The 24,197-nt window shown below is 67.4% G+C and carries 26 protein-coding genes; 9 read left to right on the top strand and 17 right to left on the bottom strand.

Annotated features, from left to right (window positions below; genetic code table 11):
* Positions 1-15: 15 nt before the first annotated feature.
* From ACP7BH_RS10045 to ACP7BH_RS10030, 4 genes are all read left to right on the top strand, one after another.
* On the top strand, positions 16-1,158 hold the full coding sequence (locus tag ACP7BH_RS10045) for an acyltransferase family protein (RefSeq protein ID WP_425981464.1): 1,143 nt from the start codon (positions 16-18) through the stop codon (positions 1,156-1,158).
* 36 nt (positions 1,159-1,194) lie between these two features.
* Positions 1,195-1,725, top strand: coding sequence for a CHAP domain-containing protein (locus ACP7BH_RS10040; RefSeq protein ID WP_135194387.1), 531 nt, complete (start codon positions 1,195-1,197; stop codon positions 1,723-1,725).
* Positions 1,726-1,777: 52 nt separating this feature from the next.
* Positions 1,778-2,575 carry a tryptophan 2,3-dioxygenase gene (locus ACP7BH_RS10035; RefSeq protein ID WP_135194388.1) on the top strand — a complete coding sequence of 266 codons (798 nt, stop codon included), beginning with the start codon at positions 1,778-1,780 and terminating at the stop codon, positions 2,573-2,575.
* Positions 2,576-2,649: 74 nt separating this feature from the next.
* Complete coding sequence (locus ACP7BH_RS10030; protein ID WP_425981467.1) at positions 2,650-3,135, top strand: PA2169 family four-helix-bundle protein; 486 nt, start codon at positions 2,650-2,652, stop codon at positions 3,133-3,135.
* A 116-nt stretch (positions 3,136-3,251) separates the two neighbouring features.
* On the opposite strand, the gene rplS is transcribed toward ACP7BH_RS10030, so the two are convergent.
* From rplS to ACP7BH_RS10015, 3 genes are all read right to left on the bottom strand, one after another.
* Positions 3,252-3,674: a 50S ribosomal protein L19 gene (gene rplS, locus ACP7BH_RS10025; protein ID WP_135194390.1), complete on the bottom strand. Its 423-nt coding sequence runs from the start codon at positions 3,672-3,674 to the stop codon at positions 3,252-3,254.
* A 1-nt stretch (position 3,675) separates the two neighbouring features.
* A complete protein-coding gene (gene trmD / locus ACP7BH_RS10020; protein WP_425981469.1) occupies positions 3,676-4,401 on the bottom strand; it encodes a tRNA (guanosine(37)-N1)-methyltransferase TrmD in 726 nt (241 codons plus the stop codon).
* 214 nt (positions 4,402-4,615) lie between these two features.
* Entirely contained in the window at positions 4,616-6,463 is a 1,848-nt protein-coding gene (locus ACP7BH_RS10015) for a DUF885 domain-containing protein (protein WP_425981472.1), read from the bottom strand.
* Positions 6,464-6,652: 189 nt separating this feature from the next.
* Between ACP7BH_RS10015 and ACP7BH_RS10010 the strand changes: the two genes are divergently transcribed.
* Positions 6,653-6,790, top strand: a complete 138-nt coding sequence (locus ACP7BH_RS10010) for an entericidin A/B family lipoprotein (protein WP_055754663.1) — start codon at positions 6,653-6,655, stop codon at positions 6,788-6,790.
* 107 nt (positions 6,791-6,897) lie between these two features.
* Complete coding sequence (locus ACP7BH_RS10005; protein ID WP_425981474.1) at positions 6,898-7,302, top strand: YidB family protein; 405 nt, start codon at positions 6,898-6,900, stop codon at positions 7,300-7,302.
* A gap of 18 nt (positions 7,303-7,320) precedes the next feature.
* Here the strand turns inward: ACP7BH_RS10005 and ACP7BH_RS10000 are convergent, their stop codons facing one another.
* The 7 genes from ACP7BH_RS10000 to ACP7BH_RS09970 form a co-directional block, all read right to left on the bottom strand.
* Positions 7,321-9,087 (bottom strand): AmpG family muropeptide MFS transporter, encoded by a 1,767-nt coding sequence (locus ACP7BH_RS10000; protein ID WP_425981477.1) that lies wholly within the window; start codon positions 9,085-9,087, stop codon positions 7,321-7,323.
* Positions 9,088-9,130: 43 nt separating this feature from the next.
* The gene (locus ACP7BH_RS09995; protein ID WP_425981480.1) at positions 9,131-10,669 is read right to left on the bottom strand and encodes a response regulator; all 1,539 of its coding nucleotides are present in this window, start codon (positions 10,667-10,669) and stop codon (positions 9,131-9,133) included.
* Between the two features lie 61 nt (positions 10,670-10,730).
* On the bottom strand, positions 10,731-12,350 hold the full coding sequence (locus ACP7BH_RS09990; protein ID WP_425981483.1) for a YifB family Mg chelatase-like AAA ATPase: 1,620 nt from the start codon (positions 12,348-12,350) through the stop codon (positions 10,731-10,733).
* A 61-nt stretch (positions 12,351-12,411) separates the two neighbouring features.
* Positions 12,412-13,368: a glutathione synthase gene (gene gshB, locus ACP7BH_RS09985; protein WP_425981486.1), complete on the bottom strand. Its 957-nt coding sequence runs from the start codon at positions 13,366-13,368 to the stop codon at positions 12,412-12,414.
* A gap of 94 nt (positions 13,369-13,462) precedes the next feature.
* On the bottom strand, positions 13,463-13,657 hold the full coding sequence (locus tag ACP7BH_RS09980) for a Trm112 family protein (RefSeq protein ID WP_271164955.1): 195 nt from the start codon (positions 13,655-13,657) through the stop codon (positions 13,463-13,465).
* A 25-nt stretch (positions 13,658-13,682) separates the two neighbouring features.
* Positions 13,683-14,339 carry an LON peptidase substrate-binding domain-containing protein gene (locus tag ACP7BH_RS09975; RefSeq protein WP_135194399.1) on the bottom strand — a complete coding sequence of 219 codons (657 nt, stop codon included), beginning with the start codon at positions 14,337-14,339 and terminating at the stop codon, positions 13,683-13,685.
* A gap of 54 nt (positions 14,340-14,393) precedes the next feature.
* The gene (locus ACP7BH_RS09970; protein WP_425981489.1) at positions 14,394-15,302 is read right to left on the bottom strand and encodes a tetratricopeptide repeat protein; all 909 of its coding nucleotides are present in this window, start codon (positions 15,300-15,302) and stop codon (positions 14,394-14,396) included.
* A 312-nt stretch (positions 15,303-15,614) separates the two neighbouring features.
* Here ACP7BH_RS09970 and ACP7BH_RS09965 point away from each other — a divergent pair, with 312 nt between their 5' ends.
* A complete protein-coding gene (locus ACP7BH_RS09965; protein ID WP_425981492.1) occupies positions 15,615-16,349 on the top strand; it encodes a DUF4440 domain-containing protein in 735 nt (244 codons plus the stop codon).
* A 14-nt stretch (positions 16,350-16,363) separates the two neighbouring features.
* Here the strand turns inward: ACP7BH_RS09965 and ACP7BH_RS09960 are convergent, their stop codons facing one another.
* Positions 16,364-16,876, bottom strand: coding sequence for a prolyl-tRNA synthetase associated domain-containing protein (locus tag ACP7BH_RS09960; protein ID WP_425981494.1), 513 nt, complete (start codon positions 16,874-16,876; stop codon positions 16,364-16,366).
* Between the two features lie 37 nt (positions 16,877-16,913).
* Here ACP7BH_RS09960 and ACP7BH_RS09955 point away from each other — a divergent pair, with 37 nt between their 5' ends.
* Positions 16,914-17,681 (top strand): DUF6065 family protein, encoded by a 768-nt coding sequence (locus ACP7BH_RS09955; RefSeq protein ID WP_425981497.1) that lies wholly within the window; start codon positions 16,914-16,916, stop codon positions 17,679-17,681.
* Between the two features lie 42 nt (positions 17,682-17,723).
* Here ACP7BH_RS09955 and ACP7BH_RS09950 read toward each other — a convergent pair whose 3' ends face one another.
* The 6 genes from ACP7BH_RS09950 to ACP7BH_RS09925 form a co-directional block, all read right to left on the bottom strand.
* The gene (locus ACP7BH_RS09950; RefSeq protein WP_346494668.1) at positions 17,724-18,296 is read right to left on the bottom strand and encodes a CC0125/CC1285 family lipoprotein; all 573 of its coding nucleotides are present in this window, start codon (positions 18,294-18,296) and stop codon (positions 17,724-17,726) included.
* A 99-nt stretch (positions 18,297-18,395) separates the two neighbouring features.
* Positions 18,396-19,028, bottom strand: coding sequence for a LysE family translocator (locus ACP7BH_RS09945; RefSeq protein ID WP_425981498.1), 633 nt, complete (start codon positions 19,026-19,028; stop codon positions 18,396-18,398).
* 74 nt (positions 19,029-19,102) lie between these two features.
* Entirely contained in the window at positions 19,103-19,684 is a 582-nt protein-coding gene (locus ACP7BH_RS09940; RefSeq protein WP_425981500.1) for a hypothetical protein, read from the bottom strand.
* A gap of 80 nt (positions 19,685-19,764) precedes the next feature.
* Positions 19,765-20,223: a translation initiation factor IF-2 gene (locus ACP7BH_RS09935; RefSeq protein ID WP_425981503.1), complete on the bottom strand. Its 459-nt coding sequence runs from the start codon at positions 20,221-20,223 to the stop codon at positions 19,765-19,767.
* A gap of 80 nt (positions 20,224-20,303) precedes the next feature.
* On the bottom strand, positions 20,304-21,077 hold the full coding sequence (locus tag ACP7BH_RS09930) for a metallophosphoesterase family protein (protein ID WP_425981506.1): 774 nt from the start codon (positions 21,075-21,077) through the stop codon (positions 20,304-20,306).
* Positions 21,078-21,088: 11 nt separating this feature from the next.
* On the bottom strand, positions 21,089-21,877 hold the full coding sequence (locus ACP7BH_RS09925) for a nucleotidyltransferase family protein (protein WP_135194406.1): 789 nt from the start codon (positions 21,875-21,877) through the stop codon (positions 21,089-21,091).
* Between the two features lie 130 nt (positions 21,878-22,007).
* Between ACP7BH_RS09925 and ACP7BH_RS09920 the strand changes: the two genes are divergently transcribed.
* A complete protein-coding gene (locus ACP7BH_RS09920) occupies positions 22,008-24,134 on the top strand; it encodes a response regulator (RefSeq protein WP_425981509.1) in 2,127 nt (708 codons plus the stop codon).
* Positions 24,135-24,197 lie beyond the last annotated feature (63 nt).

Here is a 24,197-nt window from a genome sequence, read left to right as displayed (position 1 = left end):
TGCCAAGATGAGACCATGACCCCCGTCCAGACGCCCGCCGATCTTCGCCCCATCACCGCCCTGCGTTTCGGCGCGGCGATGTGGGTGGCCGTCTACAGCTTCTGGGAAAACCTGGCCGGGGCCAGTCAGGTCGGGCTGGTGGCCAAAGGGTATCTGGGGGTCGAACTGTTCTTCGTCCTGTCCGGCTTCATCCTCAGCCATGTCTATCTGGCGGCGGCGGGCGAGAGGCGGTTCTCGTATAAAAGCTTCCTGTGGGCGCGGGTGGCGCGGGTCTATCCGCTGCATATCGCGACCCTGATCGGGGTCGGGCTGCTGGCGGCCGCCGCCCTGTTCGCGGGCATGAGCGTGGACGGCAATGTGCTGAGCTGGGCGTCGCTGCCCGCCAACCTGTTCATGGTCCACGCCTGGGGCCTGGCGCCGGTGGCGGGCTGGAACCATCCGTCCTGGTCGATCTCGGCGGAGTGGTTCGCCTATCTCTGCTTTCCGCTGTTCGCCTTCGTCTTTTGGCGCGCGCGTCATCGTCCCATCGCGGCCGTCGTCGGCGCGGCGGCCTTCCTGGCCATCCTCTATTTCGTCTTCGAACAGTGGGCCGGCTTCGCTCTGACCGAGGCGACGATCCGCTGGGGCGCGCTGCGCATCGTGCCGTGCTTCGCCCTGGGGTGCGCCCTCTACCTCGTCTATCGCCGCGCGCCGTTGAAGGCGCCGTGGCTGTGCGCCGCCGTCTCGTTCGGTCTGATGGTGCTCAGCGCCGCGCTGGGCCTGTGGGATGGAGTGACGGTTCTGCTGGCCGGCGCCCTGATCCTGTCGCTGGCGTCGCTGCCCAATGAGCGCGCCGGATGGCTCGCCTCCAAGCCGGCGGTCTACCTCGGCGAGATCAGCTATTCGGTCTATATGGTTTGCGTGCCGTGGAAGCTTCTGGCCGTCGGTCTCGCCGCCAAGCTTGTGGATGCGCCCGACAAGCAGCTTCAAATTTTCGTGTGGTTGGCGATTCTGGCCCTGCTGCCGGTCGTGGCCGCCGTCTCGTATCACCTCATCGAGCACCCGGTCCGCAAGGCTTTGCGCGGCATGGGCAAGCGGGGCGATAAGACTTCGGCAAGCAGTCTGAAGTCCGGCGCTACGCCGAAACAACTTGCTACCGAGCGTGAACCCGTGGCCTAAAGGGCACCCCAAAGACGGGTCGGGATACCCCTAAGCATGACGAAACGGCTCAAAGCCGCCGCGGTTGCGGCGACCCTCGGTTTTTTTGCATTGGGCGCTGTTCCCTCTAGTGCGAAGGCTGACGAGCCGTATTGGCAGTGCGTGACCTTCGCGCGCATGTTCTCGGGGATCAACATCTTCGGCGACGCCTGGACCTGGTGGCGGCAGGCCTCCGCCGGCTTCCGCACCGGCCGCGCGCCTGAAACCGGCTCCGTCCTGGTCTTCCGCCCCGAGGGCCGCATGAGCCGGGGCCACGTCGCCGTCGTCTCCGACATCCTGACGGACCGCGTGGTCCGCGTCACCCACGCCAACTGGGGCGGCAGCCGCGGCAAGGTCGAGGAGAACGTCACCGTCGTCGACGTCTCGCCCTCCAACGACTGGTCCCAGGTCAAGGTCTGGTACAATCCGATCAACGATCTGGGCACCACGGTCTATCCGACCTACGGCTTTATCTACAAAGGCGCGCGCGACGCCTTCGACGCCGGGCGTCAGATCGCCTCGAACGTCTCGGCCCAAGGTCAGCATTAGGGCCAGCACCAAGCCGCCTTGCGCTGTCCGCCATCGCGGGCGATAGGCGGGCATGACCCAATCCAGCGACATCACCTACGCCGGCTATCTGGCGTTGGACGATCTGCTTTCGACCCAGCATCCGCTGTCGGACCAGCACGACGAGATGCTGTTCGTCGTCATCCACCAGACCAAGGAACTGTGGCTCAAGCAGATCCTGCACGAGACGGCCCTGGCGCAGCGGCTGGTGCGCGCCGGCGATCTGGTGCCGGCCTACAAGAGCCTGGCGCGGGTCTCGCGCATCCAGGCGGTGATGACCCACAGCTGGGACATCCTGTCGACCATGACCCCGGCCGACTATCTGCGGTTCCGGGGCTCCCTGGGATCGTCCTCGGGCTTCCAGAGCGACCAGTTCCGCCGGTTCGAGGCCATGCTGGGCCTGAAGGACGCCAGCTTCCTGAAGTTCCACGAGGATCGCCCCGAGGCCCTGGCCGCGCTCCAGGCCGCCATCGCCGCCCCCAGCCTGTATGACGACGCCCTGGCCCAGATGGCCAAGGCCGGCTTGCCGGTGCCGGCCGAGGTGCTGAACCGCGACGTGACCCAGCCCTATGAACCGTCCGAGGCCGTCGAGGCGGCCTGGCTGGAGGTCTATCGAGACACCGAGCGCTGGTGGGTGCTGTATCAACTGGCCGAGAAGCTGGTCGATCTGGACGACGCCCTGCTGACCTGGCGCCACAAGCATGTCGTCACGGTCGAGCGCATCATCGGCCGGCGACGTGGAACCGGCGGCACCGAGGGGGCGGCCTATCTGGCCTCGACCCTGACAAAGCGCTGCTTCCCCGAGCTGTGGTCCCTTCGCACCAAACTTTGATGTCGCAGGGCGGCAACCTTCGCCGCGCCCGGCCATTTCGCCGTTCGACCGCAACAGCGGAAGGAATGGACGAGATGAGCAATCCCAACGCCCACGACATCAAGGTTCTGAACGGCCTGATCGAAACGACGCTGGACAGCGCCGACGGCTATCGCGAAGCCGCAGAACAGACGCAGGACCCTCACTATCGCAGCCTGTTCGAGCGCCGCGGCGCCGAACGCCAACAGGTCGTCGAAGACCTGTCCGCCGCCGTGCGCGGCCTAGGCGGCGACCCCGAATCCGACGGCTCGATCCTGGCCAAGGCCCACCGGGCCTTCCTCGACGTGAAACACGCCCTGCTGCGCAACGATGATTCCGTCGTCGGCTCGATCAACAGCGGCGAAGGCTTCATCGCCGGTAAATACGAGAAGGCGCTGGAGGACACCGGCATCTCCGCCACCACCCGCGAGACGATCCGGCGGGCCTATGCGGCGGTGAAGACCGAGCATGAGCAGATGGAGGCGCTGAAGCACAGCCTGGAAGGCCAGCGCGACGCAGACAACCCGCTCTATCCGCAGTAGCCTTACGAAGGCGGAATAGAAAAAGGCCCCGGCGTTTCCGCCGGGGCCTTCGTCATTTCAGCTTTGAGCCAATCCGCGCTCAAGCAGCGCGAAGCGCGTTAGCGCCACAAAGTGGACTAGGCTTCGTCGCCCTTGGCGGCCGAACCGGTTTCCGGAACGACGACGCCCTTGGCGGGACGGACCGTCTGGCGCTCGGCGATACGGGCCGACTTGCCGCGACGATCGCGCAGGTAATAGAGCTTGGCGCGACGCACGACGCCGCGGCGCTTCACTTCGATCGACTCGATGTTCGGCGACAGAATGGGGAATTTACGCTCGACGCCTTCGCCGAACGAGATCTTGCGGACCGTGAAGGTTTCGCTGATGCCGCCGCCGTCACGGGCGATGCAGACGCCTTCGAAGGCCTGGACGCGCTCGCGCTCGCCTTCCTTGATCTTCACGTTGACGCGCAGGGTGTCGCCGGGTTGGAAGACCGGGATCGTGCGCTCGCCCAGAACGCGGGCTTTTTCTTCGGCGTTCAGCTGTTGAACGATGTTCATGTCATTTCTCCTCGGGCTTTGCGCCCTTTAGCTGTGATTTGGCGAGATGCGCTTCCCAGAGGTCTGGTCGCCGCTCTCGCGTGGTCTCTTCCCGTTGCATCTCGCGCCATTGTGCGACCTTCTTATGGTCGCCCGACACCAGCACCTCGGGTATCTCCAGCCCCTCGAACGTCCGCGGTCGCGTGTACTGCGGGTGTTCCAGGAGCCCATCCTCGAAGCTTTCGGACGACAGGCTGTCCGCCGCGCCGAGCACTCCAGGGATCAGTCTTACGCACGCCTCGATCGCGACCATCGCCGCCGCCTCGCCGCCGGCGAGCACCGCGTCTCCGACCGAGACCTCCTCGAACCCACGTGCGTCCAGCACCCGCTGATCCACCCCCTCGAAACGACCGCAAAGCACGACGATCCCGTCGGCTTTCGCCCATTCCTTGACGCGCGCCTGGGTCAGGGGTCGACCCCGGGCGCTCATGTACAAAAGCGGCCGCTTGGGTCCCGGAAGGCTATCCACCGCCCGAGCCACCACGTCCGCCTTAAGCACAGCCCCCGGGCCGCCACCCGCAGGGGTGTCGTCCAGGAAGCCGCGCGTATCTGTGGAAAAGGCGCGAATGTCAACCGTATCCAGGCTCCACAAGCCCTTCTCGCGCCAGGCGGTGCCGATCAGCGACACGCCGAGCGGGCCGGGAAAAGCCTCGGGAAACATGGTCAGGACGGTCGCGGTAAAGGGCATGGCGGCGGCTCATACACACAAAGGCGGAAAAATCCGACTCCAGACCTCTCCCTCCCCGCTCGGGGGAGGGTGGCTGAGCGCAGCGAAGCCGGGTGGGAAGGGCAAGGCGACTTTCTCAACAATCCTTCTGGCATGAGCAAATGCGTTCTTGCCTTGCCGCCCCCACCCGGTCGCTTCGCGACCACCCTCCCCCGAGGGGGAGGGAGAAGCTGTTTCAGGCCGTGGGCGCCCCGCCGCCCGCCGCGATCCATCCGTCGATCTGGTCCTCCAGAACGTCCAGCGGCACCGAGCCGGAGCCCAGGACCACGGCGTGGAAGTCCTTGATGTCGAACCGGTCGCCTAGCGCCGCCTTGGCCCGGTCGCGCAGTTCCTCGATCTTCAGCTCGCCGATCTTGTAGCTGGTCGCCTGGCCGGGATTAGTGATGTAGCGCTCGACTTCCTTTTCGATGTCGCGCTCCGACAGCAGGGAGTTCTGGCGGAAATAGTCCATCGCCTGTTCGCGGCTCCAGCGCTTGGCGTGCAGTCCCGTGTCGGTCACCAGCCGCACGGCGCGCCACAGCTCGGTCGAGAGTCGGCCAAAGTCGGAATAGGGATCCTGATAGAAGCCCATCTCCTTGCCCAGCTGTTCGGCATACAGCCCCCACCCTTCCGCATAGGCGCCGTAACCGCCGAACCGGCGAAAGCGCGGCAGGCCCTCGATCTCTTGCGCATAGGCGATCTGGAAATGGTGGCCGGGCGCGCCCTCGTGATAGCTGATGCCCTCGATCTGGGGTTTCAGCACCTGGGTCATGTCCGACAGGTTGACGTAATAGATGCCGGGCCGCGACCCGTCCGGCGCCGGGGAGTTATAGAAGGCGATCGAAGCTGTCGCCTCGCGGAACGGCTCCACCGCCCGCACCTCCAGCGCCGCCTTGGGCAGGGTCGAGAACCACTGCGGGGCCGCCGCCATCACCTGGGCGATGAAGCCGCGCGCGTCCGTCAGATACTGTTCCTTGCCCTCGGGCGTGTTCGGATACTGGAAGCGCGGATCGGTCTTCAGGAAAGCAAAGAACTCCTGCAGCGTGCCGGTGAAGCCGACCTGGGCCTTGATGACTTCCATCTCGGCCTGGATGCGGGCTACCTCGTCCAGGCCGATCTGGTGGATCTGGTCGGCGGTCAGGGCGGTGGTGGTCGAGAGCTGGAGCCGGGCGTTGTAATAGGCCTCGCCCTGCGGCAGGCGCCACACGCCAGCGTCGCTGTCGGCCATAGGCTGAACCTCGGCCAGGGCCGTCAGCACGGTCTCGAACCCGGTCTTGTAGGGGCCGGTCAGAGCGGCGCGTCCTTCGGACAGCAACCGGTCCTTGGTCGCCTGATCGGCCTCCAGCGCCGCGATCTTCTTGTTGAAGTCGGCCCAGACCGCGTTATCCGCCCCATCGTCGAACGGCGCGCCGGAGATGACATTGCGGGTGTTGGCGATGGAGGGTTCGAAGACGAAACGGGGCGAGACCACGCCGGCCGCCGCGCGCTGACGCAGTTCGTCGGCGACCTGGCCCATCTGGACCTGGGCGGCGCCTAGGCGGGCGACATAGGCCTCGGCGTCGGCGACGCTGGAGACGCGGTGGTTGTTGATCAGGAAGACGGGCAGGCTGGTGGTCGGATTGCCGTTGGCGGCGAACTGAAAGCCCCAATCGCGCCACTGGTTCGACAGCCGCGCCTGCTGCACCCCGTATTCGAACATCCGCCACGACAACCGCGCCTGAGGCCCCAGTTTCTCGGGGTCGAACCCGGCCTTCATCCGCGCCAGCTGGCTTTCGGACAGGGCCAGGGCGCGGTCGGCGGCGGCGTCCGACACGTCGTCCAGCTTGTCGTAGTCGGTCTTGATGCCCAGCGAGGTCATCTGCTGCGGGCTGAGGGCGATGCGGGCCTGGAAGGCCTCTTCGAAGAAGGCGTTCAGCCGCGCGTCCTCGCTCTGGGCCTCGGCTGCCGGCGCCCCCGTCGGTGTCGCCGCCGGCGTTTGGGCCATTGCAGGCGCGGCGGACAGCACCGCCATCATGGCGGCGGACGAGATCAGAAGACGACGCATGGACAACCCCTCGTGAAACAGGGGCTCACCTTCGGGCGCGCGTTCGCCGGGCGCAAGCCGCCAATGTCGCAGGCGTTGCGGCGATCCGACACGTCCAGACGAAATTCCAATACGGCGTCGCTTGATGCAACCCAAGTTCAAGGTCGGCGTTTGGACGGAGCTTGACCATACCAACAAGGGGTTCACACCATGCGCAAGATCATCACTCTGACCATCGTCGCCGCCGCCCTGGCCGTGTCGGCCTGCAACACCATCGCCGGCGCCGGCCGTGATGTCTCGGCCGCCGGTTCGGCCGTCACCACCGGCGCGAACGACGCCAAGAACTAAGCTTCGGCCAAAGCTGAGGCTGCAAAGGCCCGTCGGATTCCCGGCGGGCCTTTCTCGTATCCGTCGCATGACGATGTTACGGTTCGGCTTCAGACAGGAGACGGACGATGGGCTTTCTCGACAATGTGGTGAAGGGCCTGGGCGACGACGCCGCAGGGGGCCTTGCCGATCTGCTCAAGGGTCAGGGCGGCGTCGGCGGCCTGGCGGAAAAGTTCGGCCAGGCGGGCCTGGGCGACGTGATCGGCTCCTGGGTCGGCACGGGCCCCAACGCCAATATCTCGCCCGAGCAGATCACGGCCGTCCTGGGCCACGGCCCTATCGCCGACATCGCCGCCAAGATGGGCGTCTCGCCCCAGCAGGCCGGCGAGACCCTGGCGGGCCTGCTGCCCGAGGCCATCGACCGCCTGACCCCCGGCGGTCAGATCGACGGCGCCGACGACCTGCTGGGCAAGCTGCCGGGCGGGCTTGCTGGCGGTCTGGGCGACATGATCGGCGGCTTCCTGAAGCGCTGAGGCGTCAGGAGGGTCCGCTCAAGAGGGTTGGCCCTCCGTCGCCGCAATAGCGGCGTCCTCTTCGGCCGCCGCCTTCTGGCGTTCCTGCAACGCGGTCTGTTTGCCGGCGACGACGAAGGCCAGGACGACGGCGAATACGCCGATGATCGTCGAATACAGGAAGAAGACGACATAACCCGCGCCCAGCGCCGCCGGGGTCACGCCGCTGGTCGCCGCCCCGGCCGCCAGAGACCCTTCGGGCAGGCGGGCGAACAGGGGACGCAGCGCGGAGAATGGACCTGCCCCTTCCGCAGCGCGGGCCGAGGCCTCGACGATGCGGCCCGACTGGGACGCGATCAGCTTGCCGGGCAGGGCGTACAGCGAACTGAACAGGGCGTACTGGGTCGCCGTAAAGCCGATCGACGTCAGGCTGGACATATAGGCGATCAGGGCCGTCCCCGCGTAGCCGGTGGCGATGTTGTCCACCCCGATGGCGATGGTCAGGGCCGGAATGCTGGGCCCCTGGGTCGCCAGCCAGGCGAAGACCAGGTTCGACACCGGACTCATGAAGGCGCCGATCACCATGGTTCGGATCAACCCCAGCTTGGCCACCGACCAGCCCCCGATGAAGACGCCCAGGGTGGTCATGACGACCCCGAACACCTTGCGCACCTCGGCCAGCTCGATCTTCGAGAACCCCAGGTCCAGATAGAAGGGGTTCATGATGTTCAGGACGAAATCGGCCAGGCGATAGACGCAGATCAGCGCCAGGATCAGCGTCGCCACGCCCGAGAACCGCTTGTAGAAGTCGGCCACTGGCTCGCCGAACGATCCCGCAAGATAGGCGCCCGGCCGGGTCCTGGTTCCTGGCAAAGGCCAGCAGGCCAGCACCAGCAGGGCCAGGCCGCCGAACACCGCCGCGACCTGAAGATAGACGCCGCCCGGCTTGGCGGCCCAGGCGTCGGCGATGGCCGTCTGGCCCTCGGCGCCCAGACCGAACAGGCCCAGCAAGCCGTTCAGCGGCCCCGCCTGCGCGGTCAGGCCCGAACCCACCACCATGGCGGCGGCGGCGATCACGATCAGGCGCGCGATCCATTCCAGGATTTCAAGCTTGGGTCGCGACGGCGTGTCGCCCACCGGAATGGCGCGGATCGAATGGGCTTTTTCGCGCGGGGCGAACAGGACGCCGGCGATACCGAAGCCCATCAGGGCCGCCATCACCGCATAGGAGACGTTCCAGTTGTAGAGATCGGCGAGCACCAGCGGCACGGCCCCGGCGACGATCATGGCGACGCGGTATCCCATCTGATAGGCGGCGGCCATGGCGCCGTGGCGGCTGTCGTCCGCCGCCTCGATCCGCCAAGCGTCGATGACGATGTCCTGAGTGGCCCCGAAGAAGCCGACCAGGGTGGCGAACAGGGCGATGGCCACCAGGGCGTTGGACGGGTCGAGGCCCGAGATCGACCACAGGCCGAAGATGACCACGGCCTGGGTCACCAGCATCCACGATCGGCGATGGCCCAGCAGCGGCGTCAGCAGCGGGATCGCAGTGCGGTCCACCAGCGGCGCCCAGACGAACTTCAACGAATAGCTGAGCGTGGCCAGGGCGAAGAAGCCGATCACCTCAAGCGTCTGGCCGCTCTCGCGCAGCCAGGCCGACAGGGTGTCGAAGATCAGCAGATACGGCAGGCCCGCCGAAAACCCCAGCAGCAGCATGATGAACACGCGCCGCTCGCCATAGACGGCGAGGCCGCCGAAACGTCCGGCGGGTTTGCCGGTGGCGGCGGGGGTGGCTTGGTCGGTCATGCACGGCTCCGGCGCGGCGGCCGGAAACGCGGGCGCCTGTAACTCAGCCGACCTTGGCGCGGATGTCGCGTTTCGTCCAGCGGGCCAGGGCGGCGCGCAGGGCGTCGGCGTCCAGCGGCTTGACGATATGGTCGTCCATGCCGGCCTCCAGACAGGCGCGGCGGTCCTCGGCGAAGGCGTTGGCGGTCAGGGCCAGGATCGGCGTCATGTCGCCCCCGGCGCGGATGGCGCGGGCGGCGGCGGGGCCGTCCATGCCGGGCATCCGCATGTCCATGAAGACCACGTCGTAGCGTGCGCGCTTCAAGGCCGCGACGGCTTCCACGCCGGTGGCGGCGGTCTCGACGGTGCAGCCTTCGCGGCGCAGCAGGGTGCGGGCCAGAAGCGCGCCCACGGGATTGTCCTCGGCCAGCAGCACGCGAATGCCGGCGAACTGCACAGGCGAGACGCGGTCGTCCTCGACATGGGCCGCGACGGGAGCGGCGCTTCTGTCGCCCGTCTCGGCGCCGACTGCCGCCAGGACCTGTTCGGCCAGGGAGGCGCGACGAAGGGGCTTGATCAGATAGCCGTGGAAGCCTGCGGACCGATATCGGGCGATCAGATCGCGCTCCGACGGTTTCAGCAGGACGATTCCACGGCCGGTGGCGGGCAGGGCGGCCAGACTTCCCGCCGAGGCGCCGGCGTGGTCGATCAGGGTCACCGGCGCCTGGTCGGCGATCGTGCCGCCAGAGGCCTGGATCTGGGCGCCGGCGGCGGACAGGACGAAGGGGTCGGGCGAGCGCACCGCGACCGTATGGTTCCGCAGCGGCTTGTTGCGCGCCACGGCGACGGCGGCGAAGGCGGCCTCGAAGCGGAAGCGGGCGCCCTTGCCGGATGTGGCGCCGTCGGGCCGGTCCTCGACCCGCACCGAGCCCTCCATGGCGGCGGCCAGTTTGCGCACGACCGCCAGCCCCAGGCCGGCGCCGTCATGCCGCACGGCGTCGGAGGAATCGGCGTGACCGAACTCCTCGAAGATGCGCGCGCGGGCCTCTGGCGCGACGCCCGGCCCTGTGTCGTCGACCAGGAAGGCCAGGCGCGGGCGGGCCGCGCTGCCGCCGGCGCGCTCGACCGTGATCCGCACGCCGCCTGTCTCGGTGAACTTCACGGCATTGCCGGCGAGATTGAACAGAACTTGGCGTAGCCGGCCTTCGTCGGCCAGGACATCGGGCGCGTCTGCGGCGACCGACCAGACGATCTCAAGGCCCTTGTCGTGGGCGCGGGGGCTGAGAAGTTCGGCGACGCCGCGCACCAGCCCCTCCAGATCGACGGGGGCCAGGTCGAACTCCAGCGCCCCGGCCTCCAGCCGCGCATAGTCCAACAGGTCGTTGACCAGACCCAGCAGATGTTCCGCCGACTGACGGGCGTTTTCGGCATAGGCGCGCTGGGCGCCGTCTAGCCGGGTTCGTTGCAGCAGGTTGATCATGCCAATGACGCCGTTCAGCGGCGTGCGCATCTCGTGGCTCATCAGCCGCAGGAACTGCTGGGCGGGATCGGCAGGCTGAACAGCCTGATCCTCGATCCGCTTCGTCTCCGTGCGTCGCGCCATGGTGGCCTCCCCCATCGCCACAGACCTTAAGCGCGACGGGTTAAGGATATCTCCTCATCGTTCATGAATGAAGGAACGGGGTTTGCGCGCCGTCGTCCTCCCGCATGCCGAACGCTGCGTCGTTTCGGGACGCCACGCGCCGGTCGAAATCGGCCTCGGCCCCGACGGTGTTGCGGCGATAGATCAGGGCCTCGGCGATGTGGCGGCGCAGCACGCCGGTGCAGCCGTCCAGATCGGCGATGGTGCGCGCCAGGCGCAGGGTGCGGGTCCAGCCGCGCGCCGTCAGTCCCCCGGCCTCGCCCGCCCGCATCAGCAGCATCCGCCCCGCTTCGTCGGGCGTGGCGAACCGGTCCAGCGTGTCGCCGGACGCGCGGGCGTTCAGGCCCTGGGCCGGGTCCAGCCCCGCCTCTCGCACTCGATCCTCCTGCATGGCGCGCGCGGTCTCGACGCGCGCCCGTGCCTCGGCCGTGCCCTCGGCGGGCGGCGGCAGGGCCATGTCGGCTGCGGTCACGGGCGGGGTCTCCACCGTCAGGTCGATGCGGTCGAACATCGGACCCGACACCCGGTTCTGATAATCGCGCTGGCAACGCGGGGCCTTGCCGCAGGCGCCGCGTCCGGCCCCGCCCATGCCGCAGCGGCAGGGGTTCATCGCCGCCACCAGCTGGAACCGCGCCGGATAGCGGATATGGGCGTTGGCGCGGGCGACGACGATCTCGCCCGTCTCCAGCGGCGCTCGCAGCGAATCCAAGGCCTGGGCGCTGTATTCCGGCAACTCGTCCAGGAAGAGCACGCCGTTGTGCGCGAGGGAGGCTTCACCGGGCTTGGCGCGCAGGCCGCCCCCCGTCAGGGCCGCCATCGACGCCGAATGGTGCGGACTGCGGAAGGGCCGATCCCGTGTCAGCGCCCCCCGCTCGATCAGGCCGGCGACCGACCAGACCATCGAGGTCTCCAGCAGTTCCGACGAGGTCAGGGGCGGCAATAGGCCCGGCAGACGCTGCGCCATCATCGACTTGCCCGATCCCGGCGGGCCGATGAACAGCAGGTTGTGACCGCCCGCCGCTGCGATCTCCAAGGCGCGCTTGGCGCTCTCCTGGCCCTTGACCTCGCGCAGGTCGGGCACGGCCTTGCCGCTGGCCAGCGGGCCGGGCTCGGGCGCACGCAACACCTGGGTCCCCTTGAAGTGATTGACCAGGCCGATCAGCGAGCGCGGGGCCAGGATGCGCGCACCGCCGGCCCAGGCCGCCTCCGGTCCTGTCGCTTCGGGGCAGATCAGGCCCAGGCCCATGGCGTCGGCGGCGACGGCGGCCGGCAGGGCGCCGCCGACCCGCGCGATCTGTCCGTCCAGCCCCAGCTCCCCGATGGCGGCCCAGCCGTCCAGGGCGTCGGGCGCGATCACCCCCATGGCTGCCATCAGGGCCAGGGCGATGGGAAGATCGAAATGACTGCCCTCCTTGGGCAGGTCGGCGGGCGCCAGATTGGCGATGATCCGCGCCGCCGGCAGAGCCAGGCCGATGCCGGAAAAGGCGCCGCGCACCCGCTCGCGGCTCTCGGCCACCGCCTTGTCCGGCAGGCCGACGATTGTGAAGACCGTCTCCCGGTTCTGGCCGACCAGCTGGACCTCGACGTCCACGCGCCGGGCCTCCACCCCGTCGAAGGCGACCGTGACAACCCGTGCGACCATGACGTCCTCCCGCTTCCCGCGAGAGAACGAACCATGAACTGAAGTCTAATTCAAGTGGCGGTTACGCAACCTGTGCGGCGCGGCGGGCTTCGATGGCGTCCCACATCAGGGCGGTGGCGTCGATGCCGGTGAAGGTCTTCAACTGCTGGGCGCCCGTGGGAGAGGTGACGTTGATCTCGGTCAGATAGTCGCCGATCACGTCGATGCCGACGAAGATCAGGCCGCGCTCCTTCAAGGTCGGGCCGATGGCCTTGCAGATTTCCAGGTCGCGCGGGGTCAGTTCCACCGGCATGGCGGTGCCGCCGACGTGCAGGTTCGACCGCACGGCGCCGGCCGCCGGCACGCGGTTGATGGCGCCGACCGGCTCCCCGTCGATCAGGATGATCCGCTTGTCGCCCTTGGACACGGCGGGGATGAATTTCTGGATCACCAGCGGGTCGCGGCTGCCGGCGGCGTGGATCTCGATCAGGGCGTCCAGATTGGGATCGTCGGCGCGCAGCTTGATCACGCCGGAGCCGCCGTTGCCGTGCAGGGGCTTCAGCACAACCTCGCCGTGCTTCTTGTGGAAGGCGGTCAGGGCGACGGGGTCGGCCGAGATCAGGGTCGGCGGTTGCAGGCCGGGAAAGGCGGTGACCATCAGCTTTTCGGGGGCCGAACGCACCTGGGCCGGGTCGTTGACCACCAGGGTCCGTGGATGCACCGTCTCCAGCAGATAGGTGGCGGTGACATAGGCCATGTCGAAGGGCGGGTCCTGGCGCATCAGGATGACGTCCACGTCCTCGGCCAGGTCGAGCTTCACCCAGTCGCCGAAATCGACGTGGTTTCCGACCTCGCGCCGCACGGTGATCGGCCGGGCGCGGCAGTAGAGGCGGCCCTCCTCCAGCGCCAGGGTGCGGAAGTCATAGACCCACTGTTTGTGCCCGCGCGCCTGGGCCGTCTCGGCCATCAGGAAGGTGGTGTCCCCGGCGATGTCGACGGCCTCGATCGGGTCCATCTGGATGGCGACTTTGAGGGTCATGGTGTCTTGGGCCTATCGCGCTTCGCGCTACTTGAGGCCCGTAGGGTGCGATACGCGCGGGCCGGTGGGTGTTCGGGTGTAGGCGGGCTGGAGCTCAATCGAGCTGACGGGCTTCCTCGGCCAGCATGATCGGCACGCCCTCGCGGATCGGATAGGCCAGTTTGGCGCCGGCCGAGATCAGCTCGCCCGCGTCGCGGTCGTAAGTCAGCTTGCCGCGCGTGACCGGGCAGACCAGCACCTCAAGCAGGCGGGGATCGACCGAGACCGGGGTGTTGAAGGCGTCACTCATGGCGGTTTCCTGAAAGCGTGGCCGCTTATTGCATGGACGGCGCGGCGTCGTCACCGGCGTCGGCGGCGTCGATACGCAGCAGGGCGGTGAGGGCCTCGGCGCGGGGCATCAGGCCCATGGCCTCCAGCAGCGCCTGTTTCTCGGCCGGTTCGAACGGCAGGGCCATCGACAGGCTGTTGACCAGGGCCTCCATCGGCGCGCTCTCGGCCGTCTCCCAGTCGATGTCCAGCAGGCGGTGGGCCATATAGGCGCGCAGGGCGTCCAGGAAGGCCTCGCGGTCGAAGTCCGGCTCTTCGGGCGGAGAAACCAGATCGGATTCATAGGCCTCGAAGGCGGCGCGGATCTGGCGATAGGGCGCCTTGGAGGGCATTTCGGCGGCGATGCGGAACCGCGACACCCCGGTCAGGGTGATTAGATAACGGCCATCGGACGTCTCGGCGAAGCTGGTGATCCGGCCCGCACAGCCGATGGGCGACAGGCTGGGAAGGGCAGGGGTTCCGCCATTGGGCTGGACCAGGCCGATGATCCGGTCCCCCGCCATGGCGTCGTCCACCATGTTCAGATAGCGCGGCTCGAAGATGTTCAGCGGCAGTTGCCCGCGCGGCAGCAGGATGGTCCCGCCCAGCGGGAACACCGGGATCACCTGCGGCAGGTCGAGTGCGCGGACATAACCTTGCGGCATTATTTCTCCTTGGGCCTATCGCGCTTCGCGCTACTTGAGGCCCGCCTAATGAGCCTACGAAAACAGGATCGACGACAGCCGGCGCCGCCCGTCCTTGGCCACGTCGGAACTAACGCCCGCCGCTTCGAAGATGACCAGCAGTTGCTTGCGCGCCGCCTGTTCGTTCCATTCGCGGTCAGCCTTGATGATGGACAGCAGATTGTCGACCGCGCCCTGGAAATCGCCGGCGGCGCTCTGGGCCTCCGCGAGATCGAACCGGGCCTGGTGATCGTTCGGATCGGCCGCGACCTTGGCCTCCAGTTCGGTTGCTGCACCCGATGGGGCCTTCGCGGCCAAGGCCAGTTGGGCGCGCACGCTCTGGACCGTCGGTTCCTTGGAGTCCTGGGGCGCCATGGCGATGGTCTGCAGCGCCTGTTCGTGGTCGCCGCCCGCCAGATAGACCCGCGCCATGCCGGCGATGGCCTTTTCGTTCTCGGGCTCGATCGACAGGACATGGGCGAAGGCCTGGGCCGCGCCGCCGAAATCGTTCAGGCCCAGTGACTCCTCGCCCAGCTCCAGCAGCTGCGCCGTCTCGGTCGAACCGCCCTGGCCGCCGGTCAGCTTGTCGATGAAGGCCTTGATCTGGCTGTCGGGGATCGCGCCCTGGAAGCCGTCCACCGGCTGACCGTCAATGAAGGCGTAGACCGTCGGGATCGACTGCACCCGCAGCTGGCCCGCATAGGCCGGATTGGCGTCCACATCGATCTTGACCATCTTCACCGCCCCCTTGGCGGCGCGCACGTTCTTCTCCAGCGCCGGGCCCAGTGTCCGGCACGGCCCGCACCAGGTGGCCCAGAAATCGACGATGACCGGCTGATGCTTCGACGCCTCAATGACGTCGGTCATGAAGGAGGCGTCGGTGCCTTCCTTGATCAGGTCGTCGCCGGAGTGGCCGGGGGTCAGGGTCGGATCAAGCAGTGTCATGGGCGAAGTCCGTGCAGGGTCGGTCAGGTTCAACGGATCAGATGGCGTCGGGATGCGTCGGCATCAAGCGGCGAATTGGTCGCGCCGGGATTTCAGACTCGGGCCGCAGAAAACTGAGTCTAATTCGTCTGAATCGTCTGAAAACACCGCCCGCTCCCCTGCTGATCGGTCCTGAACAGCGAGATGGGGCCTTGGTCGCGGGGTTCAAGCTGTCGGTGGCGCGACGAAAAGGACCGGCGCTGCATCCGTTCGGGCCGCTGGACGCCTCCTGTCCTTTGAGCCTGAGTTCAGGGTCGTCACGAGTGAGAAGCCATGATCATCATCGCAGCGATCCTTGCGGCATTCCTGGCGGGCGGGCCTGAGTCTCCCCCGAGCCCTGCCGTCGAGGTGGAGCGGGCGGACGAGGCCTTCTGGGCCGCCTATAATGACTGCGACCGCGAACGGATGGCGGACGCCTTCACCGAGGACGCGGAATTCTATCACGACATCACCGGCCTGACGCGCGGGCGCGACGCTATCGTTGCCTCGCTGATGAGCGGACCGTGCGGGACGGCGGGCCAGCATCTGCGCCGCGAAGTCGTCGAGGGCACGGTCCAGGCCTTTCCGCTGGCGGACCGCAACATCTTCCTCGTCGGGGACCATCAGTTCTACGTCCGTCAGGACGGCGAGACCGAGCATGTCAGCGCCCGCGCCCGGTTCGCCGATGTCTGGCGCCGCGAAGACGGGCGATGGCGGATGGCCCGGGTGGTCAGCTACGATCACGGCCCGCCGCCCTATGCGCCGCCGCCCGTCGATGCGGCGTTCGATGTTGCGCGCCTGCCAGAATACGCCGGTCTGTATCGGTCGCCGGACTTTGGCGACGTGACCTTGTCGGTCGAGGGACGGGGTTTGCGGATGCAGTCCGGCGATCTGTCGCTGGTCCTCTTTCCGGTCAGCGAGGCGCGTTTCGCCGCGACGGACCGGGATCTTCAGTTCGCCTTCAATGGTGACGAGGTGACGATCTTCGACAGCGGCCAGGCGGTGACGACGGCGCTAAGGCAACGCTAGGAATGTCGGAAGCCTCAGTTCAGGGCTTCGAAATCCACCACCACCGGCTCTCGCCCCAGCAATTCCAGCACCCGCCGGAACGCCGTCTGATCCAGCGCTGTGGTCGCCGTATTGGTCAGGGGATGGAAGTTGACGATGTCGGCGTCCCACAGGCGGCGGTCCAAGACGAAGGTCACGCGGCGGTCTGTGTCGTTGATCAGGCCCAGCGCCGTGACCGAGCCGGGACGGACGCCCAGGGTCTCGTACATCAGCGTCTCGTTTCCGAAAGACAGGCGGCCGGAGCCCATGGCGGCCGCCGCGCGCTTCAGGTCGATGACCGTGTCCTGGCGGGCCGAGATCAGCCACAGCCGGCCTTTGTGATCCTTCAGGAACAGGTTCTTGGTGTGGGCGCCGGGCAGGTCGGCCTTGAGGTCCAGGCCTTCCTCGACGCGGAAGACGGCGGGGTGGTCGTGGGTGACGTGGTCCACGCCGTTCGCGGTCAACCAGACGGTCAATGTCTCGCGGTCGAAAGCGGGTTCGTCAGTCATGGTTGAGCCGTCGGGTTTCGGGCGTTAGGAAATGATCATGGTCGATACCGTCAAGACGCGCCCGCTGGAACTGGAATGCTATCCGATGACGGCCCGGCCGCCGGACCTCGTGCCCGGCCGCCAGTCGCGCAACTGGATGGACGCTTTCATCAGCCGCCACCCCTATCGGTGCCTGCCGCTGAACATGGCCAACACCACGGGGTGGGAGATCCTGTGCCCGTTCGGCTTCTCGGCCGAATGGAACGGCGGCCCGCGTCAGGAAGACATCGTCATCACGCCGGACCGGCCCCAGCACGATCTGGACCATTTCGTCACCTCGCACTTCTCGCGCGGCGTCCTGACCATGCACCCGCAATATCTGTTCCGCACGCCGCCGGGCTGGGGGATGATGTGCTCGGGGTCGCCCAACCATGTGAAGGACGGGATCCAGCCCCTGGTCGGCCTGATCGAGACGGACTGGCTGCCCTTCCCCTTCACGATGAACTGGATCTTCACCCGGCCGGGCCGGATCACCTTCGAGAAGGGCGAGCCCTTCTGCTTCATCAATCTGATCGAGCACAAGAAGGTCGAGCAGTTCCAGCCGATCATCCGCACGCTGGAGTCCAATCCGGTGATGAAGGGCCAGTTCGAGGCCTGGAACCGCGCCCGCACCGACTTCAACCAGCGCCTCGCCGGCGGCGATCCCGATGCGGCCAAGGAGGCGTGGCAGCGCTACTACTTCAAGGGCGAGGTGCCAGAGGCCCTGGGCACGGCGCCGGCCACCCACTCGAACAAGCGCCGGCTGAAGTCGCCGCGCGTGGGATAAACGAAAAAGCCCCTCTCCACGCCGTGGAGAGGGGCTTTTGTCTTACGCCGCCGGCCGCGTGACCTGCGGGCCCAGGTTCTGGATCACCTCGCGGGCGTCGAAGGCGTTGGGGTCGCCGGCGGGCTTGGGTCCGCGGCCCAGCACGATCTCGGCGTTGGCCTCGAAGCGATCGACCTGACGCACGTCGAAGTCGTTGGCGCCCCAAGGACCATAGCGATCCCACGGGCTCCAGAAGCCGCTGCGATAGTAGCGCCACGACGGACCCCAGTAGGGGCTGTAGAAGCGATTGTAGCCCGCATAGAACGGGTCGGGCGTGCCGACGAACCGGGTGTCGCGGTCGGTGGCGCGGTTGACGGTGGCGAACCAGTCATAGCCGCTCTCGACCGTCAGTTCGGCCGAGCGCAGCAACAGCGACTGCTCGACCTGCTCGCGCGAGGTCAGCGAGTTGCCCGAGAAGCTGACGCGGAACCGGTCGTTTTCCAGACGCTGCTCGGCATAGCCGCCGCGCTGGCCGTTGAAGCCGGCGGGCTGATACGGGGTGGCGGTGGCGCAGGCCGCCAGCGCGAGGCCGGCGGCGACCGTCATCGCCAGGGTCTTCATTGGAAGGGCTTTCATGAAATCAAACTCCTTGATCGCCCATTCGGGCGCGCTGACGGCTGAACGGAGCATGAATGGCGGCGTTCCCCTTCAATCTAGGACGAAGCGCGGTCGCGTCTAGATGCGCAGGGCGATCAGGACCGAAGCGGTCAGCAAAAGGAGGCCGACGAAGATCCCGAATCCGCGCTTGAACCGGGGCTGCTGCATGCGACGCGACAGGGCGGCGCCGGACAGGGCGTAGGCGCTCATCGACATCATATCCATGCCGATCACGGCGACGGCGAACAGGGCCAATTGCGGCGCGACCGGCCGGTTCACGTCCACGAACGGCGGCAGGACGGCGGTGAAGAACAGGATGGCCTTGGGGTTGGCGATCTGGACGGCGAACCCGTCGATCAGGGCGCTGCGACCCTTCTTGACGACGACGTGGTCAGGCTGGGCGGCGGTTGCGAAGGCGCCGCGCAGGGCCTTGATCCCCAGCCAGGCGACATAGAGGGCGCCGAGGACGGCGATCACCTTGAAGGCGGCGGGAAAGGCCTTGACCAGGGCGCCCAGACCCAGGGCCGCCGCGCCGAACCACACCAGGGTCGCCGCATTCATCCCGACCACCCCGACTAGGGCCGAGGCGCGCCCCTTTTCGACCCCGGCGGCGACCGCGAAAAGATTGGCGGGCCCCGGCGTGATCGCCATCACCGCCATCACGCCGAGGAAGGTGGAATAGAGGTGCGGATCGACGGGCAGGGCGGACATGCGGCGCGATGTCGCTGCTTAGGTCGGCGCGGTCAAGCGTCTGTGTCCCTCACAAGAGGGGAGGGGGCAATGGATTACGCCGTCGGACGAACGGGTGGCGCCGGCGGCTCCGGCGCTTCGGGAACCTCGGCCGCCATGTCGTCCTCGACGACGGCGTCGGCGGCCTGGTCCAGGGCGTACTGGGCGACCAGGCTGTAGGTTTCCATCTGCTCGGGGGTCGGATTGGTCCAGGCGCTGTTCTGGGCGATGCCGTTGGCGGTGACGACGCCCTTATGGACGCCCTCCTCGATCGCCTGTTTGACCTCGGGACTGTTCAGGGCGTCGGCGACCAGGGCGTCGACGTCGATGTCCTTCAGCGCCTGGGCGGCGATCTCGGATGCGTGTTTGGTCGCCTCGGCGGTGAAGGCGGCCACGTCCGGCGCATATTCGGCCCAAAGGGCGGCGACGCGCTGGCCGCGCACGCTTTCGCTCAGACTTTTGTCTTCGGAGATGGCCTCGGCGCGTTCGCCGAACGCCTGCATCCGGGCCTCGAAGGCGGAGGCGGCGGTTTCCAGCCGGACCTCGGCGGATTCAGGGGTGGGCGTCCCGTCCTGGGCCAGGGCGGAGGACAGGGGCAGGATCGCCAGGGCGGCGGTCAGGCTGAGCAGGCGGATCATGGGAGGGCTCCCGTTGAATGACCCGTGCAAACTCGACCCTGCGCCGCCCCGTCTCAAGTGAAATCGCGGTAAGGCGCGGCTTACTGCGGTTGGGCCGGGGCTGGGGCTGCCGGCGCGGCGGCGGCCTGTTCGACTTGGGTGCGAACCTTGGCGGGGATGCCTTGGATCTGCGCCGCGACCGCAGCCATCTGATCGGCCGGCGCGCCCTGGGTCATGGCAAAGGCCTGCAGCTCTTGGGCGAAGGCGTCGACTTCCGGCTGATAGCGCGCCTGGAGGGCGTCGAGATCGGTCTTGGCCTTGGCCTTGTCCGTCTGGGCGGCGGCGGCCTGCATTTCGTTGGACATGGTCTCCATCTTCTCGCCGAAGGCTTCGCCCTTGGCTTCGAAGGCGGCTTCTTCCGGGCTGTCCGCTTCTTCAGCAGGCGCAGGCGCTGCGGCGGGCGCGGGCGCCGCCTGGGGCGCGGGGGTTTGGCCGGCGGCGAAGGCCGGGGTGGTCAGGGCCAGGGCGGCGACGGCCGCGACGCAAGACAGAAGACGCATGGGAAACTCCTAAACAGGCCGCTTCGCGACCAGAGATAAGGCTTAGTATCCGCCCTGGACGGCACACTCCTACACCCGGATCAGATTTCAAAGACCCGATAGGGTGTGTCGCCCAATGTCTTCAGCACGGGCAGGGCGACATTATAGACCGGCACCCCCTTGTTGGTGCGCCCCTCCGGCCCGCCGCGATGGGCGTGCCCATGCACGACCAGGCTGACGTTGTCGTAGCGATCGATGGTCTCGGCCAAGCGCGACGAGCCCAGGAAGGCGTGGATCTCGGGCGGTTCGCCCATCACCGTCTCGACCACGGGCGCATAGTGCAAGAGCACCACCGAGCGTTCGGTGCGCAACATGCGGATCGAGTTCTCGATCAGATTGGCGTCCTCGACCGCCTCTTGCACGAACCGCTTAACCGAGGCCTCGCCGAACGAGCTGAGCATGTAGCGGCCGAAACCGCCGACGAACCCCTTGCCGCCGGCGAAGCCGACGCCGTCGATCTCATAGGCCTCGCCGGTCAGCATTCTCACCCCGGCGTCGGCCAGCATCCTGGTGACTACGTCCGGCTGGCCGCATTCATGCTCGTGATTGCCCAGCACGCCGACCATCGGAATCTTGCACAGCTTCAGGTCTTCCAGCAGCCGCTCGACCTCGGTCGTCTTGCCGTAGTTTGTCAGGTCGCCGCACAGGCACAGCACGTCCGCATCGTCCGACACCCGTTCGAACAGGTCGCGATAGCTGTGCTCGGTGGCCTCGCCCACATGCAGGTCGCCGACGGCGGCGACGCGCATCTTCCTGGCGGGGCCGGGCTCCAGGCCGGGCTGGGTGGTCTGCGGGTCCGGGATGGCGTCGGTCATTCTGGCCTCCTTTAGTGGCCCAGGTTGACGGGGTCGTGGCGTTCCTCCAGCCCCTTGCCGACCACGTCGCCAAAGCCCCATTCGGCGACGTCGGCGACATAGTCGCGCGGGCTGAACAGACGGCCGCGACAGACCTTCACGCGCGGCGCCGGCAGGTCGATCTGGGCCGTCAGCCGCTCGACCAGCTCTTCCATCAACCAGCGCGGAATCCGGTCGCGCTCGGTCGGATAGGCGAAACGGAAGTTCAGCAGATGCGCCGCCAGCACCTCCCAATAGAGGTCCATCTGGTCCAGCAGGCTCTTCCAGTCGATGGCGTCGGACTGTTTCAGGATGACGTGGTTCACGTCGGCGCCGTCGTAGCGATAGCGGTCCTGGATGAAGACCTTGGACAGGATCAGGGCCGTCGGCGGGGTGATCTGGACCTGATGGCCATAGACGGTGATCCGGTCCTCGCTGAACCAGCTGTCGGACACGGCGATGGTGCCGTTGGACATGGCGAAGATGACGTCGAAGAAGTGTTTCTCGTCCTTCCAGACCTTGGCGATCCAGCGCTCGTCCTCGACGTCGGTGCGGTAGCCGTGCTTCTGGAAGAAGGCCAGGATGCGGGGATAGTCGCCGGGCTTGCAGAAGACGTCCAGATCCTTGGTCGGACGACGGATGCCCGTATAGGCCGTCACCGCATAGGTGCCTGACAGCAGGAAGGGGATGCCGCTTTCCTTCAGCAGGCGCAGGCTTTCTTCATAGAAGGCCAGTGCGTCCGCAGGCGGTTCGAACGTCGGTTCGGCGATCACGTCTGACATCGGTTCGGGCCTTTCCTGCGAGGGCAAGGAAACGGCGACGCTGAACGGCGGTTCCGCATTACTACCTAGTCCGGTCGCTACGGGATCCTTAACTCCTGAATGTCACTGTTCGGTCATGGGATTGAAGTGGGTGAACGCAGAAGGCGGGCGCTGGCGGTTCTTCCGCCATGAAGCCGGCAGGGCGGCAGGACCGCCGCCTTACGCCTATGTCGCGCTGTTCGTCCTGTGCCTGGCGGCGGGTCAGTGGAGCATGAACACCTTCGGCGCCACCGTCCTGTGGCCAGCCAACGCCGTGCTTCTGGCCGCTGTTCTGCAACTTCATCGCCGCCCGGCTGTCGCCGTCATGGCCGCCTGCGCCGCCATCAATCTGATCGGCAACATCGTGCGGGGCGGCCCTGTCGTGATGATGTTCACCAATGTCGCCCTGAACCTGACCCAGGTCGTCGTCGCCGTCCTTTTGGCGCGCCGCTTCTGCGGCGCCGCGCTGGATATGCGCAGGCCCTGGCGCCTGTTCCGTTTCGCCGTCGGTGCCGCCGCCCCTGCGGTCCTGCTCAGCACCCTGCTGGCGGGTGGGGTCGCTATCCTGATGAGCTGGAAGGTGCCGGGCACGCTGGGTTTCCGCATGCACCACCTGTTCGACATGGAGATGCTGGCGATGATGATCGTCACGCCCTCCCTGTTGCTGCTGGCCCGCAACCACCGTTTCCGGGACGACGCCCAGGCCACCTTGACCGAGGCCGCCGCCCTGCTGGCGTTGGTCGGGGGCGTCAGCGTGTGGGTCTTCTCCCAGTCCTCGGCGCCGATCATGTTTGCGATCTTCCCGCCTCTTATCCTGCTGGCCTTCCGCCTGTGTCCCCCGATGACGGCGGGTGCGGTTGTGATGGTCGCCGCTATCGGCGGCGTGGCGACGCTCAGCGGTCATGGACCGATCGTATTGACCCGTCTGACGCACGACCCGGTTCTGGACGCTCTGCCCACGGTCATGCGCCAGATGAACGTCTTTCATCTGTTCCTGCTGTGCGTGGTCGGCACGGCCCTGCCGATAACCACCCTGTCCACCGAGCGCCGTCGCCTGGTGGAGCGGCTGAAGGCGCGCACGCAGGCGGCTCTGTCGGCCCGTCAGCGCGCCGAGGCGGCCTATGCCGTCAAGGGGCGGTTCCTGGCCATGATGAGCCATGAGATGCGCACGCCCTTGACCGGCATCACCGGCTATGCGGATCTGTTGTCGCGGCGTCCGTGCATGGACGACGAAGGCCTGCGCCAGGTCGACGCCGTCCGGCATTGCGGCGAGACCATGCTGCGTCTGGTCGAGGATCTGCTGGAGGTGTCGCGCGGCGGGGCCGAGGTGGCGCCCAAGGCCAGCGATGTGCGTCAGATGATCGAGGAAGCGGTCGCCCCTTCGCGCGAATGGGCCGTGATCAAGGGGCTGGAGTTCGCCCTCACCATCGCGCCCGAGGCCGAGGGCCAGGTGATGATCGACGCCCGGCGTCTGCGCCAATCCGTGCATCACCTGGTGAACAACGCCGTCAAATTCACCGGCCGTGGCAACGTGACGGTGGTGGTGGATCGGGTCGAAGACGGCCTCTCCATAATCGTTTCAGACACCGGTTGCGGCATGGACGAGCACACTCGCGCCGGCGTCTTCGGCCTGTTCGAACAGGGGGACGCCACGACCAGCCGGGCCCACGAAGGCGCCGGCGTGGGCCTGGCCCTGGCCAAAAACCACATCGTCTGTCTGGGCGGCGCCGTCGTGGTCGAAAGCACCCAATGGGGCGGCTCGACCTTCACCCTGACGGTCCCCGCTGCGGTGGTCGAGGCTGTCGAGGGGCCGGAGTCCGCGCCGCTGCACAGCCGCCGGACGCGCATCCTGATCGTCGACGATCATCCGGCCAATCGCGACCTGCTGCGGATCATGCTCCAGGCCGCCGATTGCGAGACCACAGAGGCGGCGGACGGCCAACAGGCCTTGGCGGCGCTGGCGGTCCAGCCCTTCGACCTGGTGCTGATGGACGTGCGGATGCCGGTGATGGACGGCATGACCGCCACCCGCGCCATTCGCGCCCTGGACGCCCCCTTGCGCGACGTGCCGGTCCTGGCCGTCACCGCCGAGGCCATGCCCGAAGACGCCGCGCGCTGCATCGCCGCCGGCATGGACGGCCATCTGGCCAAGCCCGTCACCCAGGCCAAACTCTACGCCGCCATCGAGGCCGTGTTCGATGCGGTCGCCGATCGGGTGGACGCCGCCCAAGCCGCCTGAGACGCAAGCGTGGCTGGAGGATGTGAATTCGTCCCCAGCTCCCTCCCCAGAATCCTGATGCAA

Origin of the sequence: Brevundimonas sp. TWP2-1 (assembly GCF_049897645.1) — a bacterium.
Lineage (GTDB): Bacteria > Pseudomonadota > Alphaproteobacteria > Caulobacterales > Caulobacteraceae > Brevundimonas.
This window is presented reverse-complemented; position numbering and strand designations above follow the sequence as displayed.

Bases quoted from the DNA above. Each gene is read 5' to 3' on its own strand.
- ACP7BH_RS10000 (WP_425981477.1), bottom strand. From the start codon at position 9,087: ATGACCGACCAAGCCACCCCCGCCGCCACCGGCAAACCCGCCGGACGT.
- ACP7BH_RS09970 (WP_425981489.1), bottom strand. From the start codon at position 15,302: ATGACACTGCTTGATCCGACCCTGACCCCCGGCCACTCCGGCGACGAC.
- ACP7BH_RS09980 (WP_271164955.1), bottom strand. From the start codon at position 13,657: ATGAGTGACGCCTTCAACACCCCGGTCTCGGTCGATCCCCGCCTGCTT.
- ACP7BH_RS10035 (WP_135194388.1), top strand. From the start codon at position 1,778: ATGACCCAATCCAGCGACATCACCTACGCCGGCTATCTGGCGTTGGAC.
- ACP7BH_RS10005 (WP_425981474.1), top strand. From the start codon at position 6,898: ATGGGCTTTCTCGACAATGTGGTGAAGGGCCTGGGCGACGACGCCGCA.
- ACP7BH_RS10030 (WP_425981467.1), top strand. From the start codon at position 2,650: ATGAGCAATCCCAACGCCCACGACATCAAGGTTCTGAACGGCCTGATC.
- ACP7BH_RS09975 (WP_135194399.1), bottom strand. From the start codon at position 14,339: ATGCCGCAAGGTTATGTCCGCGCACTCGACCTGCCGCAGGTGATCCCG.
- ACP7BH_RS09940 (WP_425981500.1), bottom strand. From the start codon at position 19,684: ATGATCCGCCTGCTCAGCCTGACCGCCGCCCTGGCGATCCTGCCCCTG.
- ACP7BH_RS09995 (WP_425981480.1), bottom strand. From the start codon at position 10,669: ATGGCGCGACGCACGGAGACGAAGCGGATCGAGGATCAGGCTGTTCAG.
- rplS (WP_135194390.1), bottom strand. From the start codon at position 3,674: ATGAACATCGTTCAACAGCTGAACGCCGAAGAAAAAGCCCGCGTTCTG.
- ACP7BH_RS10045 (WP_425981464.1), top strand. From the start codon at position 16: ATGACCCCCGTCCAGACGCCCGCCGATCTTCGCCCCATCACCGCCCTG.
- trmD (WP_425981469.1), bottom strand. From the start codon at position 4,401: ATGCCCTTTACCGCGACCGTCCTGACCATGTTTCCCGAGGCTTTTCCC.
- ACP7BH_RS10010 (WP_055754663.1), top strand. From the start codon at position 6,653: ATGCGCAAGATCATCACTCTGACCATCGTCGCCGCCGCCCTGGCCGTG.
- ACP7BH_RS09955 (WP_425981497.1), top strand. From the start codon at position 16,914: ATGGTCGATACCGTCAAGACGCGCCCGCTGGAACTGGAATGCTATCCG.
- ACP7BH_RS09930 (WP_425981506.1), bottom strand. From the start codon at position 21,077: ATGACCGACGCCATCCCGGACCCGCAGACCACCCAGCCCGGCCTGGAG.
- ACP7BH_RS09925 (WP_135194406.1), bottom strand. From the start codon at position 21,877: ATGTCAGACGTGATCGCCGAACCGACGTTCGAACCGCCTGCGGACGCA.
- ACP7BH_RS09950 (WP_346494668.1), bottom strand. From the start codon at position 18,296: ATGAAAGCCCTTCCAATGAAGACCCTGGCGATGACGGTCGCCGCCGGC.
- ACP7BH_RS10015 (WP_425981472.1), bottom strand. From the start codon at position 6,463: ATGCGTCGTCTTCTGATCTCGTCCGCCGCCATGATGGCGGTGCTGTCC.
- ACP7BH_RS09935 (WP_425981503.1), bottom strand. From the start codon at position 20,223: ATGCGTCTTCTGTCTTGCGTCGCGGCCGTCGCCGCCCTGGCCCTGACC.
- gshB (WP_425981486.1), bottom strand. From the start codon at position 13,368: ATGACCCTCAAAGTCGCCATCCAGATGGACCCGATCGAGGCCGTCGAC.
- ACP7BH_RS09960 (WP_425981494.1), bottom strand. From the start codon at position 16,876: ATGACTGACGAACCCGCTTTCGACCGCGAGACATTGACCGTCTGGTTG.
- ACP7BH_RS09945 (WP_425981498.1), bottom strand. From the start codon at position 19,028: ATGTCCGCCCTGCCCGTCGATCCGCACCTCTATTCCACCTTCCTCGGC.
- ACP7BH_RS09965 (WP_425981492.1), top strand. From the start codon at position 15,615: ATGATCATCATCGCAGCGATCCTTGCGGCATTCCTGGCGGGCGGGCCT.
- ACP7BH_RS09990 (WP_425981483.1), bottom strand. From the start codon at position 12,350: ATGGTCGCACGGGTTGTCACGGTCGCCTTCGACGGGGTGGAGGCCCGG.
- ACP7BH_RS10040 (WP_135194387.1), top strand. From the start codon at position 1,195: ATGACGAAACGGCTCAAAGCCGCCGCGGTTGCGGCGACCCTCGGTTTT.